The sequence below is a fragment of the Chelatococcus sp. GCM10030263 genome (assembly GCF_042666455.1).
In the GTDB taxonomy this organism is placed as follows: Bacteria; Pseudomonadota; Alphaproteobacteria; order Rhizobiales; family Beijerinckiaceae; genus Chelatococcus.
In genome coordinates this window covers 419,077-437,961 of record NZ_JBHTDB010000005.1, presented here as the reverse complement: position 1 = coordinate 437,961, position 18,885 = coordinate 419,077, and the positions used below count along the sequence as shown (strand labels likewise).

Sequence of the window (18,885 nt, the reverse complement as noted above, 5' to 3'; positions counted from 1 at the left end):
AAGGACAGGCGACGGCCGCCTGCCCTCATCGGAAATCGGAGGCCGTCAGCATATAGTTGGTACGACGACCGTTGGAGTAGGCTTTGCGCGCGACATCGTGGATCGCGCTTCGCCGCGCGTCGAAGGCGCTCAGGTAGTCCGCTTCGGACTGATCCGTCTGATCCGGCCCCGCTCCGGCTCCCGACCGGGCGAGCACGCCGGCCTCGACGAAGAATGGCACTTCGAACATGCCGTCATAGCCGCTGAAGCGGACGGCATTCCTTGATCTGTCGAAGCTACGGCTCGGGTTCGGAAAGGCCAGCGTCATGACTGCCACACGATGGTTTCAGGTAAACGGGCTTGCACAGGGGCCGCGCGCTGGGCTTTCAGTGGCGGCGTTTCCTGCTTCGGCGTTCCGATCTCGCGGTTGCCGCGCTTTTCTTCCTCAGCCATTGTCCGAGGTCATTTCGGTGAGCGTTGCGCCGTCGTCCGATTGCACCATGCTCACCGGCTCGAGATTGTCTTGTGTCGTCATCCGCTCATGACGTTCGTCATCGTTGCGGATGCGGTATTGCGGCGAATTTCCCTTCGGCGGGAGCTTGGCGATGATGCGATAAATGTCCGCGGACTTGACGGCGGACGTCATGAACCCGGCCTTCAGCCGAACGAGCTGCCCCACCGCGAAAAGATGCGTTGTCGCATCGACCTGCGTTCCCTCATCGCGTTGGATCGAACTGGCATTGCGTTGCGGGATGGCTGGAGCGTTCATGATTGCTGGTCCTTTTCGAGTGCAGCGTCGAGGTCGGCGAGATTGATCGGCACCATCTGTTGCATCGTGCCCCGCGCGCCGATCGCCGGCAGGAAAATGAAAGCGCCGACACGTCGCCAGACAAGCCTGGAGGCGCTGTCGATCGACTCTTCGTCGTAATCGACGCGGTAGTTTCCGGTTGGTTGCGGCCCATCGAAGCCGGGCAGCAGGAAGGGATGGGAAAAGCAGGCGACGGTCTGCGTGGTGCGACTGGTCATGGCGGCGGATCTCCGCAGGAACACGCAGAGGCCGTGAATGGCAGGTCGCACGCCCAGCACGCGCTGGACCCGCGAAAGCCAAACCGGCCAAATCGACGTGTCATACACATGTGCTTCGAATGATTTTCACACAAGGCATAGGTCTCATTTTATTGGGGATTTGAACCTCAATATTGCCGTTGGTGCGGCGAGAGCCGTACAAAGCGAAATAATTCGCGCTTAATGGGCTCACTCCGTCAAAATAGCCGGGCGAAGATTTCCATTTTTTCGGGCCGTCCGAGAAATATTATTGGCACTCCTATTATTCGAGTGCCAAACATGCTATGTGAACAGTGCGGTCGCCTTATGCGCCGGCCGCAGAAAGAGCCCAATGAAATTCCGTCCACTGCACGACCGCGTCGTTATCCGACGCGCGGAAAGCGATGTGAAATCCAAGGGCGGGATCATCATTCCCGACACGGCTAAGGAAAAGCCGCAGGAAGGCGAAGTCATCGCCGTCGGCCCCGGCTCTCGCGACGAAGGCGGCAAACTGGTCCCGCTCGACGTCAAAGCGGGCGATAGGATCCTGTTCGGCAAGTGGTCCGGCACAGAAGTCAAGATCGGCGGTGAAGACCTGCTGATCATGAACGAGGCCGACATCATGGGCATCGTCGAGAAAACCGAAGCGGCTGGCAAAAAAGCCGCCTGACCGGCCGATCTCCGACCCTCCAAAACTCAAGACCGAACTGGACGAACATCATGTCTGCCAAGGAAATCAAATTCTCCACCGATGCCCGCGATCGCATGCTGCGCGGCGTGGAGCTGCTCAACAACGCCGTCAAGGTGACGCTCGGCCCCAAGGGCCGCAATGTGATCATCGAGAAGTCCTTCGGCGCTCCACGCATCACCAAGGACGGCGTCACCGTCGCCAAGGAAATCGAGCTTGAAGACAAGTTCGAGAATATGGGCGCGCAGATGGTGCGGGAGGTGGCGTCGAAGACGAACGACCTCGCCGGCGACGGAACCACCACCGCGACGGTGCTTGCCGCGTCGATCTTGCGCGAGGGCGCCAAGCTCGTCGCCGCCGGCATGAACCCGATGGACCTCAAGCGCGGCATCGATCTCGGCGTCGCCGCCGTGGTCAAGGAAATCCAGGCCCGCGCCCGGAAGGTCAAGTCTTCCGGCGAGATTGCGCAGGTCGGCACAATTGCGGCCAATGGCGACACCGCGATCGGCGAGATGATCGCCAAGGCGATGGACAAGGTCGGCAACGAGGGTGTCATCACCGTCGAGGAAGCCAGGACCGCCGAAACCGAGCTCGATGTGGTCGAAGGAATGCAGTTCGACCGGGGCTATCTGTCGCCCTATTTCGTCACCAATGCCGAGAAGATGCGCGTCGAGCTGGATGATCCCTATATCCTTCTCCACGAGAAGAAGCTCGGCAGTCTGCAGGCCATGCTGCCCATCCTCGAGGCGGTCGTGCAGACCGGCAGGCCCCTGCTGATCATTTCCGAGGACGTGGAGGGCGAGGCGCTCGCCACGCTCGTCGTCAACAAGCTGCGCGGCGGCCTCAAGGTCGCGGCCGTCAAGGCGCCGGGCTTCGGCGATCGCCGCAAGGCCATGCTGGAAGACATCGCGGTGCTGACCGCCGGTGAGTTGATCGCAGAAGATCTCGGCATCAAGATCGAGAACGTCACGATCGACATGCTCGGGCGGGCAAAGCGTGTGCTGATCGACAAGGAGACGACAACGATCGTCGACGGCTCCGGCGAGAAAGCGGCCATCCAGGAGCGTATCCGGCAAATCAAGGCACAGATCGAGGAAACCACGTCCGACTACGACAAGGAAAAGCTGCAAGAGCGGCTGGCGAAGCTCGCCGGCGGCGTCGCAGTCATCCGCGTCGGCGGCGTGACCGAGACCGAGGTCAAGGAGAGGAAGGACCGCATCGACGACGCGCTCAACGCGACCCGAGCCGCCGTCGAGGAGGGCATCGTGCCGGGTGGCGGCGTGGCGCTGCTGCGCGCCAGGGCTGTCCTCGCGTCGCTGGCCAGCGAAAATGCCGACGTGAAGGCTGGCGTCTCGATCGTGCGCCGGGCGCTCGAAGCGCCGATCCGGCAAATCGTCGAGAACGCAGGCGTCGAAGGCTCGATCGTCGTGGGAAAGCTCACCGACGGCAAGGACCACAATCAGGGCTTCGATGCGCAGACGGAAACCTACGTCGACATGATCAAGGCTGGCATCGTCGATCCGGCCAAGGTCGTGCGGACCGCTCTCCAGGATGCCGGCTCGATCGCGGCGCTCCTGATCACCGCCGAGGCGATGATCGCCGACATCCCGGCAAAGGACCCTGCCCCGCCAGCCGGCAACGGCGGCATGGGCGGAATGGGCTACTGAGAACAGTGCCTGAACCGCTCGGCCACCAAGGCCGAGCGGCAGAACCCGACCAGCAACGACAGGGGAAATTCCAATGGCCACGCAGAACAGCGGCAATAACTCGTTCACGCAACGCTTCGAGAACTACAATCCCACCAAGACGGTCCTCATATGGGCCTGCATTGCAACAGCAGCCCTCACGATGATCATCGGATTCAACTGGGGCGGCTGGGTGACGGGCGGCACGTCCCGCACCGCGGCAGCGACTGCGGGCGACGTCGCTCGCGGAGAATTGGCATCCGCGATTTGTGTCGAGCGCTTCAACGCTGCCTCGGATGCGGACGCTAAGCGTGTCGAGTTCAAGGCGATTAGCGACAGTTACAAGCAGCGTCAGTTCGTAGAAACCGGCGGCTGGGCGACGATGCCTGGACAGACCTCCGCCGACAGGCTCGGCGTTCAAGGCTGCGCGACCGCTCTCGGCGTATAAGGCCCCTTCCGGAACCGCTGGCGCTCCCAGCGGTTTCGCGTGCCTTCTCTCCGTCCGGCGACACGGTATGAGAGCAACTCGCGATGTCTCCTTCGGCCTTCGTCCCGGGATTCCTGTCGGCAACGCATGTGAACCGCAGCACTTCCCGCGGAAGTAACCAATCCGGCATCGCAGATCCCGAAACGCAGTATTACACAGCCATTTTTTGGACAGACTGGACCAGCTGCGAGCAGCTGGAGGCGATGCGCCGCACATCGAACATCCGTCGGCTGTCATTAGGCTGTAGTGTCACTTCAGACAATCTTCCGAATACAAAACGAGCTGCAGCAGCGCGTTATCATCGCTCGCTGCCTCGCCATGCGGCCTGGCGCTGTTCGTGATCATCCTGATTGCGTTTGTCACGGCGGTGAGGGAAGCCTTCGTTCCGCCGCTTCTCGCCGGCATGGCCCTTCTCATCGGCTGCATCGTTCTGCTGATCGAGAGCCCTGCACAGAGCGATCAGAACCAAGCGATAGCGGAGCCCACGCTCCGCCGAAGATGGCAGCCGCAAGCCCGGCCAGATGACGAACACGCTTGAAGCCAGGGTCGCGCCGTTGCTGCGCATCGCCCGGCTCGGCCCGCTGCTCAGCGCGGGCTCCTGCGCCCTTCCGGCGGGCCAGCCGGCACCTGCCCTGCCTTCCGGGAGCCTCCGCCGTAGGCTGCCCTTTCATCGTCAGTGCGGATGATCCTTGCCGCCTTGGCGCGGGTTCCACGTCAGCTGTGAGCTGGTGCCGTTGCCGCGGCTTCCTGACCGCGTGATCAGCGAGACCACGACCATCGCCCGCCGCGCCATGCGCAATACGCACATCACGTCGGAAGCCCGCAACCGCCAGCGTTGTCGAGGTCCTGCGTGGCCGCAATCTGAAGGAAACCAAACGAAGTTGACTTCCAAATTTCATATCATAATACTAAAGCGACGATAGCCCGCGTCACTTCGAAATGCGGCGTCGACTGGGAGAGGACGTGCTGACCATCCGCCACCGCCCGACCGGATGCATCCGTCGCCGCGGCAGAGCTTCCGCGGCGCCCGACATCGCGTTCGCCGTGCGGGCGGTCGCCGATCATCCCAGCACACAGGCGCGGACCACGGAATGAGAGGCACTGCAGAGGTCCCTCGCAGCAGGGCCGTCATGCGCGGCGCCGAAACGGCCTTCCACCTCGCCCGGAGCGGGCGGAAGTGAAGGCAAGAACAACACAGCAGAAAGGTCGAGGAGACGTGCATGCAAACCTATGAGATCGCGGTGATCCACGGCGACGGCATCGGGCCGGAGGTCTGTCAGTCGGCCATCGACGTGATCCAGGCGGCGATCGGCAACAGCAAGCTCCTCGCATTCACGGAATACCCGGCCGGCGCCGAACACTTCCTCAAGACCGGCGATGGCGCCCCGAAGGCGACCATGGAGGCCTGCCGTAAAGCCGACGCGATCCTGCACGGCGCGGCCGGCCTGCCGGGCGTCGTTCATCCGGACGGCACGGAAGCGGGCGTCGACATCGGCCTCGGCCTGCGCACCCAGCTCGACCTCTACGCCAATGTTCGCCCGATCAAGCTGCGCGAGGGCATCGTCTCCCGGCTGCGCGGCCGCGAAGTCGGCGAGATCGACTACACCATCATCCGCGAAGACAGCGAAGGCATGTATGCGAGCCGCGGGGCCGGCGCCGTGGTGCGCGAGGAGATGGCGGTCGACATGCTGATCGTCACGCGCAAGGGCATCGAGCGGGTCTGCCGCTCCGCCTTCGAGATCGCCCGCAAGAGCAACGGCGCCCCGCGCGACGGCAAGAAGCGCGTGACCTGCTGCGACAAGGCGAACGTGCTCCGCAGCTTCGCCTTCTTCCGTCGCGTCTTCGACGAGGTTGGGGAGCAGTATCCGGACGTCGAGAAGGACTATTCCTATGTCGACGCGATGACCGTGCATCTCGTCGAGCGGCCGGACTTCTACAATGTGATCGTCACCGAGAACCTGTTCGGCGACATCATCTCCGACCTCGGCGCGGTCACGGTCGGCGGCATGGGCATGTCGCCTACGGCCGAGCTCGGCGATCATCATGGCTTCTTCCAGGCGGCACACGGCTCCGCGCCGACCATCGCCGGCCAGGGCATCGCCAACCCCTACGGCACCATCCTCGCCGGCGCGATGATGCTGCACTGGTTGGCCGAACGCCATGGCGACGCCTCGCTGACGGCGACCGGCAACCGGATCGAGGCGGCCGTGTCGCGGGCGTTGGCCGGCGGGGTGAGGACGAGGGATATCGGCGGCGCCGCGCTCACAAAGGACGTAACCGCCGCGGTTATCGGTGAGCTGCGCGCTTCGGTGGAGGTCGCCTAGCGATGCCCCTCGCTACGGAGATCGCCGATGTGCGGGTGGATCTTTTGCGGGTCCCGCTCGACACGCCCTACTTCGCCGCGGGCAAAAAGATCACCGCCTATTGGCACGTTCTGGCGCGGATCCGCACGACCGACGGCGTCGAGGGGTTCGGCTATGTCGTGCTCCTCAACGACTCGCTCATGCGCCCCCTCGCCGATGCCACGCGCGAGCTTGGCCAGTTGCTCGTCGGCATGGACGTGTTCGAGCCGGAGAAGGCCTGGGCCAAGCTCGACCGGGCGGCGGAGTGGATCGGGCCGGGCGGCATGGTCAGCTACGCCATCGCCCCGCTCGACATTGCCATGTGGGACGCCATGGGCAAGGTGGCTGGGCAGCCGCTCCACCGTCTGCTCGGCGGCTATCGCGACCGCGTGCCGACCTATGCCTCGGACGGCCTGTGGTATTCGCTGTCGCTCGACGAACTGGCGCAGTCGGCACGCCGGCACCGGGACGCCGGGTTTTCGGCGCTGAAGCTGCGCATCGGCAACGAGCGCACCGCGGCCGGCGAAGTCGGCCGGGTGAAAGCCGTGCGCGAGGCGGTGGGCGACGACATGCTCATCATGGTCGACGCCACCGAGACCTGGGACGTCAATACCGCGCTCGACCGCGGCCGCGCGCTTCAGGATGCGGGCATCCACTGGTTGGAAGACCCGATCAACCATCGCAACCTCGCCGGCCTGCGGCGTATGACCGGCCTGCTCGAAGTGCCGATCGCGACTGGCGAGCACCTCTACACCTTGGCGGAATACGAGCAGCTCATCAGCGCGCGTGGTGCCGGCATCATCATCATAGATCTCGCCCGGATCGGCGGCATAACCCCCTGGCGCCATGTCGCAAGCCTCGCGCAGGCGCACGACGTGCGGGTGTGCGGCCATGTCATTCCCGAGGTGCATGTGCATCTCGTGGCGGCCATACCCAACGGCCATCTGGCCGAATACGTGCCGCGTTCGGAGCGCATTCTCCAGGCCATGCCGACAATCGAGAACGGCCGGATTGTCGCTCCGAGCGGCCCGGGTCTCGGTCTCGCGCTGGACGAGGAGGCCATTCGACGATTTGCAGCCTGAAAGCGTAACCGGCAGCCGCGAAGACGGGGGTCGGCAAAATAGTCATATGGGAGGAACGAAAATGACGTCTTTCGACAACGGCAAGTCGCGCGGCTGGACGCGTCGTGGCTTCAACACCCTGGTTTCGGGCTCGGTCCTCGCCTCCGCCGGGGGCGCCCTGCTCCGCCCGGCGCTCGCCGACCAGCCCAAGCTGATCGAGGAAGCCAAGAAAGAAGGCCAGGTCGCCGTCTATGGCGACTCCAGCATGGTCCCGCAGCTCGTCGAGGGCTTCAAGAAGAAGTATCCCGACATCAAGGTGACCTCGGTGCCGGGCGGCGGCTGGCAGAGCTACAATCGCATGATGTCGGAGAAGAGCGCCGGCCGCATGGTGGCGGATGTGCTCTGCGCCAATGACGACACGCTGCTCTTCGGCTACCGCGAGGGCGTATTCGGCGATCTCGACACCACTGCGGGCTATCCCAAGGATGCCGTGTCCGATACCGGCTACGTCATCACCCAGCGCATGCTGACCCCGATCATCTACAACAGTGACGCGACCAAGGACCTTCCCCTGCCGAAGGACTGGGAAGACTTCACCAAGTTCGGCGACGAGTGGAAGGACCTCATCATCTCCTCCGACCCGCGCAACTCGGGCACGGCGCTCTGCGTGCTGATCGGCCTTTACCAGGGGCTCGGCAAGGAGAAGACGCAGGCCATCCTCGACGCGTGGAAGCGGCTCGGCACCGAGATCGCGCCCAACACCGGGGTGCAGGTCGCCAAGATGACCTCCGGCGAGCGACCGCTCACCGTCACCATGCACATGGCCTTTTTCAAGCGCATGCGCGAACAGGGCGCGCCGGCCGCCTTCATCCTGCCGACCAGCGGCAGCATGATGCAAGTCGGCGCCATGGCCGTGCCGAAGGACGCCCCGCATCCGCGCGCCGGGGCGTTATTCATCGATTTCGTGATGAGCCGCGACGGCGCCGAGATCATGGCCGCCAACGGCACCTACCCGTCGAGCACCGACGAGATCGCGCCCACGGGCTTCCCGGCGCGCAAATCGATCAAGCTCATGGCCGCCGGCCCGGCCGATACCCTGCGCGACCGCGATATGGTGATCGAGATGTGGAAATCGGCGATGGGCATTTCCTGAGCCGGCGGGGAATACGGGATAGCGGCCACTATTACCGGATCGATCATGAAGTCTCGACATCTCGTCCTGGCGGCGGTCTCGCTGCTGCTCGTGGTGCTGGTCGTGCTGCCGCTCTGTTCCGTGTTCTTCGACGCGTTCACGATTCCCGGGCCGCAGGGGCGGCGGTTCGGGTTCGACAACTTCGTCCAGGTCATGACGCATTGGCCCTATTGGTCGTCGCTCGCGACCACGCTGGTGGTGTCGATCGGCGCCACCATCGTCGCGACCGTGATCGGCATTGCGCTCGCCTGGGCGCTGGTGCGCACCAACACCCCGGCGGCGGCGCTGCTGGAGCGCCTGGCGATATTGCCGATCTTCATCCCGCCCTTCGTCGGCGCCTTCGCCTGGATCCTGCTGGCGGCGCCGCGCATCGGGCTGGGCAACGTGGCGCTCGGCGTGGTCGGGCTACCGCTGTTCCTCGACGTCTATTCCATCGTCGGCATCACATGGGTGATCGGCATCTATATGGCACCCTATGCGCTGATGATCATCGCCAGCGCGCTGCGCAGCATGGACCCGAGCATGGAAGAGGTCGGGCAGGTGGCCGGCCTCAGCCGCTGGCGGGTCGCGCTCACCATCACCCTGCCGGTGATCGCGCCGGCCGTGCTGTCGGCCGCGGTGCTCACCTTCGTCATCGCCATCGGCCTGTTCGGAACGCCGGTGCTGCTCGGCTGGGCGCGGCAGATCCTCACCCTGACGTCGCGCATCTATCTCGAGTCGCAGCAGGTGCCGCCCGCCTATGGCGTCATGGCGGTGCTGGCGATCTACCTGATGGCGCTCTCGCTGCTGGCGGTGTTCCTGCAGCAGCGGCTCTTGAGGGGGCGCAGCTTCATCACCGTCACGGGCAAGGGCTTTCGACCGCGGCAGATCGAGCTCGGGGCGATGCGCTTCGTAATCTTCGCCCTGGTCGCGCTCTACATCGCCCTCACCGTGATCATTCCGGTGCTGGTCATCGCCGTGGCCTCGCTCTCGACCTATGCCTGGTCCGGCGTGTTCACTGCCCAGCACTACGCGTTCCTCTGGAACTCGTCGGACGTGCACGACACGCTGAAGAACAGCTTGATCATCGCCATCATGGCGGCGACGCTCGGCTCGGTGCTCGGCATCGCTATCGCCTGGCTGTCGTGCCGCACAGCGGTCAGGGGGCGCAAGCTCCTGGAATATCTCGTGCTTATGCCGCTGTCGGTGCCGAGTATCGCCTTCGGCATCGGGGTGGCGGCGTTCTGGCTGCGTCTGCCCTTCGACATCGCCGCCACCGTGTGGCTGATCATCATCGGCTTTATCGGCCGCTTCACCGGCTATGCCGTGCGCACCATCTCCGGCAGCCTGGTGCAGATCCATCCCGAGCTTGAGGAAAGCGCGCGCATCAGCGGCTACGGCCCGGCGCGGACGGTGGGGCGGATCACCCTGCCGCTGATCCGCCCGAGCATCGTATCGAGCTGGGTGCTGCTCTACTCGATCTTCATGACCGAGCTGTCGATGGTGATGATGCTCTACAACGCCGACACCCGCACCTTCTCGATCCTGACCTTCGATAGCTGGTTCGCTGGGTATTTTTCTCGCGTCGCCTCGCTGTCCATTCTTCAGCTCGTGGTCGGCGTGTTGATCATGCAGGCGGTCAGCCTGCTGGCGTCGCGCCGCGGGGCGGCCGCCGGGGTCGCCGCATGAGGGCCGCGCACCCGCACATGCCCGCCGCCGCTCCGGAGGTGTCACCCCGATATGAGTGTTGAGATCAATAAGCTGAACAAGTCCTACGGCGGCCCGGCGGTCATCGATGATCTGACCACGCGGTTCCGCTCGGAGGCGATCTCCGTGCTGCTCGGCCCTTCCGGCTGCGGCAAGACCACGACACTGCGCTGCATCGCGGGGCTCGAGCACCCCAACTCCGGCCAGATCCTGATCCAGGGCATGCCTGTCTTCTGCGACCGGCAGCGCATCAACCTGCCGCCGGAGAAGCGCGACCTCGGCATGGTGTTCCAGTCCTATGCGATCTGGCCGCATATGACGGTGTTCGAGAACGTGGCGCTGCCGCTCAAGGCGCGCGGGCTGCCGCCTGCGGAGGTGACGCGCCGGGTGGACGAGACTCTGGCGCTCGTCGGCCTCGGAGCGATGCGCGATCGGGGCGCGACCCAGCTCTCCGGCGGCCAGCAGCAGCGCGTCGCCATCGCCCGCTGTGTGGCCAGCCGCCCGCGGCTGATGCTGCTCGACGAGCCGCTGAGCAACCTCGACGCCAAGCTGCGCGCCGAGATGCGCAAGGAGCTGAAGGATCTGCAGCGCCTGACCAATGCCACGATGGTATTTGTGACCCACGACCAGGAAGAGGCGATGTCGCTCGCTGACACCATCTTTCTGTTCCGCGACGGGCGCATCGTGCAGGAGGGCGCGCCGGCGGACATCTACCGCAAGCCGGTCAACCACTATGTTGCGGGCTTCCTCGGCAAGGCTAACATCTTCCCCGGCGTCATCGACATCACCGGCAAGGCCATGGAGGTCCGCACCGCCGACGGCCAGTTCGTCCTCGCCCGTGGCGCCGCGCTGCCCGGCGAGAGCGCCCGCTCGGCCTCATGCCTCGTGCGGCCGGAATATTGGTGCGCGCATGGCGACGGCGGACGGGGGCTTCCCGGCACCATAGAATCGTTGATGTTCCTCGGCGACCGGACCGAATTTATCGTCACGACGCCGATCGGACCGCAGACGGTGACCCTGCCGGGCTACCGGGCCGAGAAGCCCGGCGACAGCCTGCGGCTCTCGACCGAGCTCACGCAGATGCACCTGTTCGCGCCGGGCACCTGAACGGATTGGATGAGCTCCATGTCGAATGCCGCCCGCTCAAGCAACACCCGTGCGCTGGCGCCGGCGGCTATCGCCGTCGGCCCCGCCACCTCGGCGATGTGAGCGACGCGCGAGGAGATCGACCGGCACGGCCTCGGCACCGCGACGCTGGCGCCACCTGGTTCGGTGTTCTGAGGCGGCCGACGAAGGCAAGGCGCAACCACCTCGCCGCCCTCTTACGACTGGAAGGTCGGGCGCCCGTTGCCGAAGCGGATGGTGGGCGGCGGGACGACGAAGCTCTCGTCGAGCGCATTGATGTCCGGGCAGCCGATCTGGGCGAGGTTGAGGTCGATCTCCCGGCGCAGGATCGAAACCAACTTGCGCGCACCCTCGCGGCCGAAGGCCGATACGCCGTACAGCGGCGCGCGGCCGAGCAGCACGACGTCGACGCCGAGCGCCATCGCTATGATGATATCCGAGCCACGGCGGAAGCCGCTGTCCATCACGATCGTCTGTCCGGGAACCGCCTCGCGTATGGCCGGCAGCACTTCGAGCGGCGATGGGGCGCCGTCGAGCTGGCGGCCGCCATGATTGGAGACATAAATGCCGTTGGCGCCGATCTCCGCCGCGCGCCGCGCGTCCTCCGGATGCAGGATGCCCTTTATGACCAGGTGACCCGGCCACATCTTGCGCAGGTGCTCGAAGTCCCGCCAGGTCTGGTCGGGGGTGGGAAGCTGGGTGCCGAAGAAATCGGCGACCTCGTCGGGCGTGGCCGACGGCGGGGCATAGGCCGCGAAGCTGCCCATCAGCGGCATGCCGCCGGTGCGCAGGTAATTCCACGTCCAGGATGGATGCCGCATGCCGTCGAGCACCAGCGACAGGGTCTTGCGGAGCGGCCGGGAGAAGCCGTTGCGCATGTTGCGTTCGCGATTGGGGGCGACCGGCACGTCGGCGGTGACGACCAGGGTCTCGACGCCGGCGTCCTTCGCCCTGCCGATCAGCGAGTCGGCGATCGCCCGGTCGCGCGTGGTGTAGAGCTGAAACCAGAGATTCCCGCGCGCCAACCGCGCCGCCTTCTCCACGGTATTGTTGCCGGCCGTGGACAGCAGGAAGGGAATGTTGAGCTCGCCCGCGGTCTGGGCGAGCAGGCCCTCCGCCCCCGGGCGCCACAGGTCGGGGGTGCCGGTCGGGGAGAAGCCGAAGGGGCTATCATAGGTCTTGCCGAAAATCGTCGTCTTTTGGCTGCGCTTGGAGACGTCGACGAAGTAGCGCGGCAGCAGGCGGCACTGGCTGAATATACGCTCGTTGCGGGCGATCCCGTGCTCCGAATCCACGCCGCCTTCGATGAAGTCGAAAGCGATGCGCGGCAATCGGCGCTTGGCGGCCTTGCGCAGGTCCTCGACGGTAAGCGCCTTGTCTATCTTCATCTGTCGAAACTCCGGGTATTCGCCGCTGCATTCGGTTTTACATGAGGCGGCTTGGTCCCGCCCAACTCCAGAGGCCGCCGCACGGGAGCGAGCCCCGGATGCGGTTGCCTTTATTATATTATAATATTATCTAAATGGACACAGAAGGTCCACAGGTGCTGATAAGGCGCAGGAAGGGGCGAGTGTGAAGATCAACAAAGTCAGGACGCACGTGCTGGAAGCGGCGCTGGCCGAACCCTTCGCCTATTCGCGGGCCTGGTACTCGACGCGCACGTCCATGCTCGTCGAGATCGAGACCGACGAGGGCCTCGTTGGCTGGGGCGAGTGCTACGGCCCAGCGCGAATCAATTCGGCCGTGGTCGAGGCCATCGCCCCGCTGCTGATCGGCCAGGACCCGCTACGCACCGAATGGATCTGGCAGGAGGTCTATGCCCGCTACCGCGACCACGGCCAGAAGGGCGTGGTTATCCAGAGCCTCAGTGGCATCGACATCGCGCTGTGGGACCTCAAGGGCAAGTTCTTCAATCAGCCCGTCCACCGCCTGCTGGGCGGGCCGCTGCGCACCGAGATCAAGGCCTATGCCACCGGCCTCTACGGCCGCCAGCGCGACGATCACGTCGAATATCTCGCCGAGGAGGCTGCGAGCTATGTCGCGGATGGCTTCCATGCGGTGAAGCTGAAGGTCGGCTTCGGCGTCGACCGGGATGCACGCGCGGTGCGTGCGGTGCGCGAGGCGATTGGGCCCGACATCGGGCTGATGATCGACGCCAATCATGCCTTTGACGCGGTCGCGGCGATCCGTCTCGGCCGGATGATCGAGGAACTCGACATCGGCTGGTTCGAGGAGCCGGTCCCGCCGGAGGACATCGCCGGCCACCAGCGGGTGCGGGACGCGCTCACGATGCCGATCGCCAGCGGGGAATGCGAGTTCACCCGCTACGGCATGCGCGACATCTTCGCCCGCAACGCACTCGACATCCTGCAGCCCGACACCTGCTCCGCCGGCGGCATTTCCGAGTGCAAGAAGATCGCCGACATGGCGATGGTCTACGGCATGCGTTGCCTGCCGCATGTTTGGGGCTCCGGGGTCGCCATGGCAGCGTCGCTGCAGCTCCTCGCGGTTGTGCCAGCTTTCACGCCGCCCTCGCTCTCGCCGATCGAGCCGATACTGGAGTTCGACCGCACCGAGCATCCGATCCGGCAGGCGGTCCTCGCCGAGCCGATCGAGCACAGGCGAGGTGTCGTGACGATCCCCACCGGGCCGGGGCTCGGCATCGAAATTGATCGCGCCGCGCTCGAGCGCTTCCGCGCTTCATAGACCGTCGAGAAGTCGCAGGCGGCATGGCCCGCTGGTGGTGCAGGGCGAAATCGTAGAACGGTCAAGGCCCGCGCTGTTCGAAGGTGAAGCTGTCGCGCCGGTCGACGTCTATACAGCACAGCTCTCCGGCGGCGAGCAGCAGCGCGTGGCCCTCACCCGCGCGGCGGCGATCAATCCGAGCCGGCCGCCCGGCGAATACTTCGCCAGTCGGGTTGACAGCGGGGTGCGACACATTAGTATTATGAAATTATCTATGCAGCCTGGCCCCCTCCCGCACGGCACACTGGGCCGGGGGACGGCGGAAGCTAGGCATGTCGTAGGCGTGCTCAAAAAAATAGGGCGCATCATGGGAACGCGCCGCTCGCTAGAGTTCGGGAGGAGATCGAAATGAAGACGATTGGAAGGCGCGATGCGCTGAAGATGACCCTCGCCACGTCTATGGTGCTGGCGGCGGGACGGATGGGTGCGCAGGCTCAGACGGCCTGGCCGACCAGACCCGTCCAAATCATCACCGGCTTCGGCCCGGGCGGCGGTGGCGATATCGCAACGCGCATCACTTACCAGGCAGTCGCGGAAATCCTCAAGCAGCCGATGGTCGTCGAGAACCGCACCGGCGGCAACTCGCTTGTCGCCGCGCAGGCCGTGCTCGCGCTGCCGCGTGACGGCTACGCCTTCCTGATGAACGGCCTGCAGCAGCTCGTCACTCCGCTGCTGATGAAAGACGTGCCGATCAATTACGCCAAAGACTTCCTGCCCGTCACCCAGATGGTGAAATACCCCGAGACCATTTCGGTGGCTAAGGACTCGCCGTGGAAGACTTTCAAGGAACTCATGGACTACGCCAAAGCCAATCCGGGCCGTATCCGCTACGGCACCTCGGGCGTCGGCGGCGTGCCGCACATCGTCGTCGAAGCGATCCAGCTCTATGGGGGCGTCAAGTTCGTCAACATCCCCTATCGCTTGGCGCCGGAAATCGCGCGCGACGTCGTCGGGGGACAGATCGACCTCGCGGTGCTGAACGTCTCGACCCTCAACCCAATGATCCAGGCTGACAAGGTCCGCCTGCTCGCGGTCGGCAATGATACGCGCCTGAAGGAATTCCCGGACGTGCCGACACTCGCCGAACTGGGGCTGCCCAAGGCCAATCACGCCGACTGGGGCGGCATTTTCGCGCCCGCCGGCACCCCAGCCGACATCATCGCCCAGATGCAGCAGGCGGTGGCGCAGGCCACCAAAACCCCGTCCACTTACGACAAGCTCGCCGGTCAGGGCACTTATATGGTCGGCAGCTCCACCGCCGACTTCACAGCGTTCCTGGAGAACTGGCGTGTGGTGGTCGAGGAAGTCGTGCGTGAGGCGAAGATCCGCATCTGACGCGAGGCTGAAAGCACGAAATGCGAAGGCCGCTGCCCGGGACGTTTTCCGGGCAGCCGGCTCTGCAAGCATCGCCCGACTGGAGCGTCTTCCGCCTCGCAAAGGCGGCAAGCTCCCGTCGAACACGTTCCGGCCGGTCTCCGGCGCCCCAGTAGAACATCATGCCTCACGTCAAGAACCTGAACGACGTCTTGGTGGGCATCACCCTCGTGGCCATCGCCATATTCGCGCTCATCCTCGCTTGGCCGCTCAACCCGGGCACGGTGGCGGCCATGGGTCCAGGGTTTTTCCCGCGCCTACTCGTCTTCATCGAGATCGCACTCGGTCTCGCCATAATCCTGCAGGGCTTTGCCCGGGAGGGCGAGGTCTTCGAGCGCTGGTTTCCGCGGCAGATGTTTTTCGTGCTCGCGAGCATCCTGTTCTTTGCGCTCGCGATCTTCCACCTCGGCGTTATCATTGCCGTGTCTGGCACGGTGCTCGTCGCCTGCCTCGCGCATCGCGGCACACGCTTTTATGAAGCGGTGCTTCTCGCGATCGGCATGGCGGCCTTCATCGTCCTCGTCTTCCCCATCGCGCTCGGTCTGCCCATGCAGATCTGGCCCATGGCTCTCGTGCGCTGATGCTGGACAGTTTTTCTGCTCTCTTTCACGGCTTTTCGATCGCGCTGCAGCCGGGCAACATCCTGTATTGCCTCGTAGGCACGCTGGTCGGCACGCTGATCGGCGTCCTGCCGGGCATCGGTCCGCTCTCGGCGATCGCCATCCTGCTGCCGATCACCTTCTATCTGCCGCCGGTCTCGGCGCTGATCATGCTCGCCGGCATCTATTACGGCGCGCAGTATGGCGGCTCGACGACTGCGATCCTGATCAACATGCCGGGCGAAAACTCCTCGGTCGTCACCTGCCTCGACGGCCACCAGATGGCACGACGCGGCAGGGCAGGACCGGCGCTCGCGGTCGCCGCGCTCGCCTCGCTGTTCGCCGGCGTCTTCGCCACCTTCGTCATCACGCTGTTTGCGCCGCCGATCTCGCAGCTCGCGTTGATGTTCGGCCCGGCGGAATATTTTTCACTGATGGTGCTCGGCCTCATCGCCGCGATCGTGCTGGCGCACGGCTCGATCCTGAAGGCGCTCGCCATGATCGTGCTCGGCCTGCTGCTCGGCTGCGTCGGCACCGACGTCGAGTCGGGTTCGCTGCGCATGGCGCTCGGCATTCCCGGCTTGTTCGACGGCATCGGCTTCATTCCGCTCGCCATGGGCCTGTTCGGCGTCGGCGAGATCATCCGCAATCTCGAGAAAGTCCAGCATCAGTCGGTGATCGAGAAGAAGGTCAGCAATCTTTGGCCGACGCGTGATGATTTCCGCCGATCGTGGCCGGCGGCGATGCGCGGCACCATCATCGGCTCAATCCTCGGCATTTTGCCGGGTGGCGGAGCCATGTTGAGCTCGTTTGCCGCCTATTCGATCGAGAAGCGCGTGTCCAAGGAGCCCCATCGCTTCGGCAAGGGCGCGGTCGAAGGCGTTGCGGCGCCGGAGGCCGCCAACAACGCCGGCGCCCAGACCTCGTTCATCCCGCTGCTGACGCTCGGTATTCCATCCAATGCGCTCATGGCACTCATGGCCGGCGCGCTGCTCATTCACGGGATCACCCCCGGACCGCGGGTCATCACCAGTAACCCGGAGATCTTCTGGGGCCTGATCGCCTCCATGCTGGTCGGTAACGCCCTGTTGGTGGTGATCAACCTGCCGCTGATCCGCGTTTGGACGCTGCTGCTGCAGGTGCCCTACCACATCTTCTATCCGATGATCCTCGTGTTCTGCTGCATCGGCGTGTACACGGTGAACAGCAGCGTGATCGACGTCTACCTGCTGCTGATCTTCGGCTTCTTCGGCTATCTGTTCATCAAATGGCACTGCGAGCCGGCGCCCCTGCTGCTCGCCTTCGTGCTCGGCCCTCTGATGGAAGAGAACCTGCGGCGTTCCATGCAGGTCTCCTTCGGCGACCCGATGATCTTCGTCAACCGGCCGATCAGCTTGACCCTGCTGCTGGTCGCTGGCGGGTGCTTGGTGCTGGTGCTGGTGCCCGCCTTCCGGCGAACGCGTGAGGTCGCGTTCCAGGAAGAGGACTGACGAGCCGCTGCAGGCCTGCGTGAACCGCTGCCGCTTGAGGGCGCGCGAAAAGGCAGGCCGCGCCCGCCTCGTTGTCTGTTCAGTTTATGGGCGCCTCGACTCGTCGGAGGCGCTGAATTTCAATCGGGGTCAGAGCGCCGCGTCGACATAGCCATGGCGCCGCGAGACGCGGTCGCCGTCGAACCAGAAGAACTCCGCGATCTGCCTGTCGAAGCTGCCGCCCGATAGAAGTGTCGCCCGGGCGCGCCCCTCAACCGCGACGCAGTTCCCCTCCACCGCCACCACCTTCATCTCGTGCCGAACGCGATCGATCCCGCGCGGCCCCTGAAAGAAGGCGATAAACGCGGCCTTGCCGATGATCGGCTCCACGCCTGCCCGCTTATAGAAAATGTCGTCGGTGTACATGTCGTACATCTCGTCGAGGCGTGCCTGGTCGACAAGCCGGAAATATTCGAGGACCCGCTCCCCGAGAGCTGCAGATCGAGACATGGCGCTCCCTTAAGCCTGATTGCCGCCTCCCGCGCATTAGGCCCCTGCGGGAGTTCCAGCCCCGCCCGCGGCAGGTCGCGCGATGCGCTTACCGACCGACGGGCAGTTTGTTATTATCATATTATAAATTAGGGATCAAAGGCAGGAGACCGACAGTGCCACGGGACTTGCGCGGGTGGTGAGGGACAGGGAGAGGCAGGGAGAGGCAGGCCCTCGCTTCGATCATCAAAGTCCGACGTCGCCAGTTCACCTCGCCAGTTCACCTCGCAGCAGTCGGCATGCAGCTTGTATCAGCTCTCCCTCATCCGCGGCGGCCGGTCTTGACCTCCGGAGCGACTGGCGCGAGCCAAGAGCCCGACGCCCAGCGAAAAGGCATCAAATAGCCGGCCCGCCATCAGGTGCGGCGCCTTGGCGAAGACCGAGACGAGAATGCGGCACGGCAAGGCTCGTGCGACGAAGACGACGATATCGGTAGCGCAATGCTTAGTGCACCCCGGCCATTGCCCCAAACATAGCAGCCCGTCCCATCTGCTTGGCTCGTTCTTCGCGCCGCCTGTCTTCAAGCCAATTCTCGTATTCTCTGTCGGCCTCTGCCTGCGTGATTTCCCCAGCATCCACCTTCTGAGCAAGCGCACGCAAAACTGCGAACCGACGTACGCGCAAAGAGTCCATAGGTAGCCCCGCTTCGGCAGCTATGATGCATTCAGCCCGATCGGATGAACTGGTAAAAGTCTTTGCCTTACACGCTTGCGCTTGTTCTATTCGCCGCTTTGCTTCGGGATGCACGCAGCCGGCGAGCACGAAAAGGGTAATTGCAGCAGTAACGAATGGCAGCTTCGTCATGAATTCTCCCCCAACCGTGGAGCGTATTAGCTGCGTCGTCATCAGATAGCAATTCG

20 protein-coding genes are annotated in these 18,885 nt (G+C 64.5%); 12 read left to right on the top strand and 8 right to left on the bottom strand.

Annotation, left to right across the window (positions count from 1 at the left end):
* Positions 1-25: 25 nt before the first annotated feature.
* Genes ACFQU1_RS12345 through ACFQU1_RS12330 form a run of 4 tightly spaced genes read right to left on the bottom strand, consistent with a single transcriptional unit; the run spans position 26 to position 1,005 of the window.
* Positions 26-307, bottom strand: coding sequence for a DUF1488 domain-containing protein (locus ACFQU1_RS12345; RefSeq protein WP_378132869.1), 282 nt, complete (start codon positions 305-307; stop codon positions 26-28).
* Entirely contained in the window at positions 304-432 is a 129-nt protein-coding gene (locus ACFQU1_RS12340) for a hypothetical protein (protein WP_378132867.1), read from the bottom strand. Before ACFQU1_RS12340 ends, ACFQU1_RS12345 begins: the two co-directional genes overlap by 4 nt.
* Positions 425-748: a hypothetical protein gene (locus ACFQU1_RS12335; protein ID WP_378132865.1), complete on the bottom strand. Its 324-nt coding sequence runs from the start codon at positions 746-748 to the stop codon at positions 425-427. Before ACFQU1_RS12335 ends, ACFQU1_RS12340 begins: the two co-directional genes overlap by 8 nt.
* Entirely contained in the window at positions 745-1,005 is a 261-nt protein-coding gene (locus tag ACFQU1_RS12330) for a hypothetical protein (RefSeq protein ID WP_378132863.1), read from the bottom strand. The genes ACFQU1_RS12335 and ACFQU1_RS12330 overlap by 4 nt, the downstream gene beginning before the upstream one ends.
* Positions 1,006-1,375: 370 nt before the next feature.
* Between ACFQU1_RS12330 and ACFQU1_RS12325 the strand changes: the two genes are divergently transcribed.
* The 3 genes from ACFQU1_RS12325 to ACFQU1_RS12315 all read left to right on the top strand — a co-directional run bounded on the left by ACFQU1_RS12325 (position 1,376) and on the right by ACFQU1_RS12315 (position 3,844).
* Entirely contained in the window at positions 1,376-1,693 is a 318-nt protein-coding gene (locus ACFQU1_RS12325; protein WP_378132861.1) for a co-chaperone GroES, read from the top strand.
* A 50-nt stretch (positions 1,694-1,743) separates the two neighbouring features.
* A complete protein-coding gene (gene groL, locus ACFQU1_RS12320; protein ID WP_378132859.1) occupies positions 1,744-3,378 on the top strand; it encodes a chaperonin GroEL in 1,635 nt (544 codons plus the stop codon).
* 73 nt (positions 3,379-3,451) lie between these two features.
* Positions 3,452-3,844 (top strand): hypothetical protein, encoded by a 393-nt coding sequence (locus ACFQU1_RS12315; protein ID WP_378132857.1) that lies wholly within the window; start codon positions 3,452-3,454, stop codon positions 3,842-3,844.
* Positions 3,845-4,181: 337 nt separating this feature from the next.
* Here ACFQU1_RS12315 and ACFQU1_RS12310 read toward each other — a convergent pair whose 3' ends face one another.
* The gene (locus ACFQU1_RS12310) at positions 4,182-4,448 is read right to left on the bottom strand and encodes a hypothetical protein (protein ID WP_378132855.1); all 267 of its coding nucleotides are present in this window, start codon (positions 4,446-4,448) and stop codon (positions 4,182-4,184) included.
* 655 nt (positions 4,449-5,103) lie between these two features.
* Here ACFQU1_RS12310 and ACFQU1_RS12305 point away from each other — a divergent pair.
* From ACFQU1_RS12305 to ACFQU1_RS12285, 5 genes are all read left to right on the top strand, one after another.
* Positions 5,104-6,207, top strand: a complete 1,104-nt coding sequence (locus ACFQU1_RS12305) for an isocitrate/isopropylmalate dehydrogenase family protein (protein ID WP_378132853.1) — start codon at positions 5,104-5,106, stop codon at positions 6,205-6,207.
* A gap of 2 nt (positions 6,208-6,209) precedes the next feature.
* Positions 6,210-7,307, top strand: a complete 1,098-nt coding sequence (locus ACFQU1_RS12300) for a mandelate racemase/muconate lactonizing enzyme family protein (protein ID WP_378132851.1) — start codon at positions 6,210-6,212, stop codon at positions 7,305-7,307.
* A 61-nt stretch (positions 7,308-7,368) separates the two neighbouring features.
* Positions 7,369-8,439, top strand: a complete 1,071-nt coding sequence (locus ACFQU1_RS12295) for an ABC transporter substrate-binding protein (protein WP_378132849.1) — start codon at positions 7,369-7,371, stop codon at positions 8,437-8,439.
* 45 nt (positions 8,440-8,484) lie between these two features.
* Positions 8,485-10,146, top strand: coding sequence for an ABC transporter permease (locus ACFQU1_RS12290; protein WP_378132847.1), 1,662 nt, complete (start codon positions 8,485-8,487; stop codon positions 10,144-10,146).
* Positions 10,147-10,197: 51 nt separating this feature from the next.
* Entirely contained in the window at positions 10,198-11,271 is a 1,074-nt protein-coding gene (locus ACFQU1_RS12285; RefSeq protein ID WP_378132845.1) for an ABC transporter ATP-binding protein, read from the top strand.
* A 215-nt stretch (positions 11,272-11,486) separates the two neighbouring features.
* Here the strand turns inward: ACFQU1_RS12285 and ACFQU1_RS12280 are convergent, their stop codons facing one another.
* Positions 11,487-12,677: an alpha-hydroxy acid oxidase gene (locus ACFQU1_RS12280; protein ID WP_378132843.1), complete on the bottom strand. Its 1,191-nt coding sequence runs from the start codon at positions 12,675-12,677 to the stop codon at positions 11,487-11,489.
* A 184-nt stretch (positions 12,678-12,861) separates the two neighbouring features.
* On the opposite strand from ACFQU1_RS12280, the gene ACFQU1_RS12275 reads away from it, so the two are divergent.
* The 4 genes from ACFQU1_RS12275 (at position 12,862) to ACFQU1_RS12260 (ending at position 17,497) form a co-directional block, all read left to right on the top strand.
* Complete coding sequence (locus ACFQU1_RS12275; RefSeq protein ID WP_378132841.1) at positions 12,862-13,995, top strand: mandelate racemase/muconate lactonizing enzyme family protein; 1,134 nt, start codon at positions 12,862-12,864, stop codon at positions 13,993-13,995.
* 387 nt (positions 13,996-14,382) lie between these two features.
* Complete coding sequence (locus ACFQU1_RS12270) at positions 14,383-15,369, top strand: Bug family tripartite tricarboxylate transporter substrate binding protein (protein WP_378132839.1); 987 nt, start codon at positions 14,383-14,385, stop codon at positions 15,367-15,369.
* A 161-nt stretch (positions 15,370-15,530) separates the two neighbouring features.
* The gene (locus ACFQU1_RS12265; RefSeq protein ID WP_378132837.1) at positions 15,531-15,989 is read left to right on the top strand and encodes a tripartite tricarboxylate transporter TctB family protein; all 459 of its coding nucleotides are present in this window, start codon (positions 15,531-15,533) and stop codon (positions 15,987-15,989) included.
* Between the two features lie 2 nt (positions 15,990-15,991).
* On the top strand, positions 15,992-17,497 hold the full coding sequence (locus ACFQU1_RS12260) for a tripartite tricarboxylate transporter permease (RefSeq protein ID WP_378134034.1): 1,506 nt from the start codon (positions 15,992-15,994) through the stop codon (positions 17,495-17,497).
* A 129-nt stretch (positions 17,498-17,626) separates the two neighbouring features.
* Here ACFQU1_RS12260 and ACFQU1_RS12255 read toward each other — a convergent pair whose 3' ends face one another.
* Both ACFQU1_RS12255 and ACFQU1_RS12250 read right to left on the bottom strand, forming a co-directional pair.
* A complete protein-coding gene (locus tag ACFQU1_RS12255) occupies positions 17,627-17,986 on the bottom strand; it encodes a nuclear transport factor 2 family protein (RefSeq protein ID WP_378132835.1) in 360 nt (119 codons plus the stop codon).
* A 483-nt stretch (positions 17,987-18,469) separates the two neighbouring features.
* Positions 18,470-18,829, bottom strand: a complete 360-nt coding sequence (locus ACFQU1_RS12250; RefSeq protein WP_378132833.1) for a hypothetical protein — start codon at positions 18,827-18,829, stop codon at positions 18,470-18,472.
* Positions 18,830-18,885: the final 56 nt, after the last annotated feature.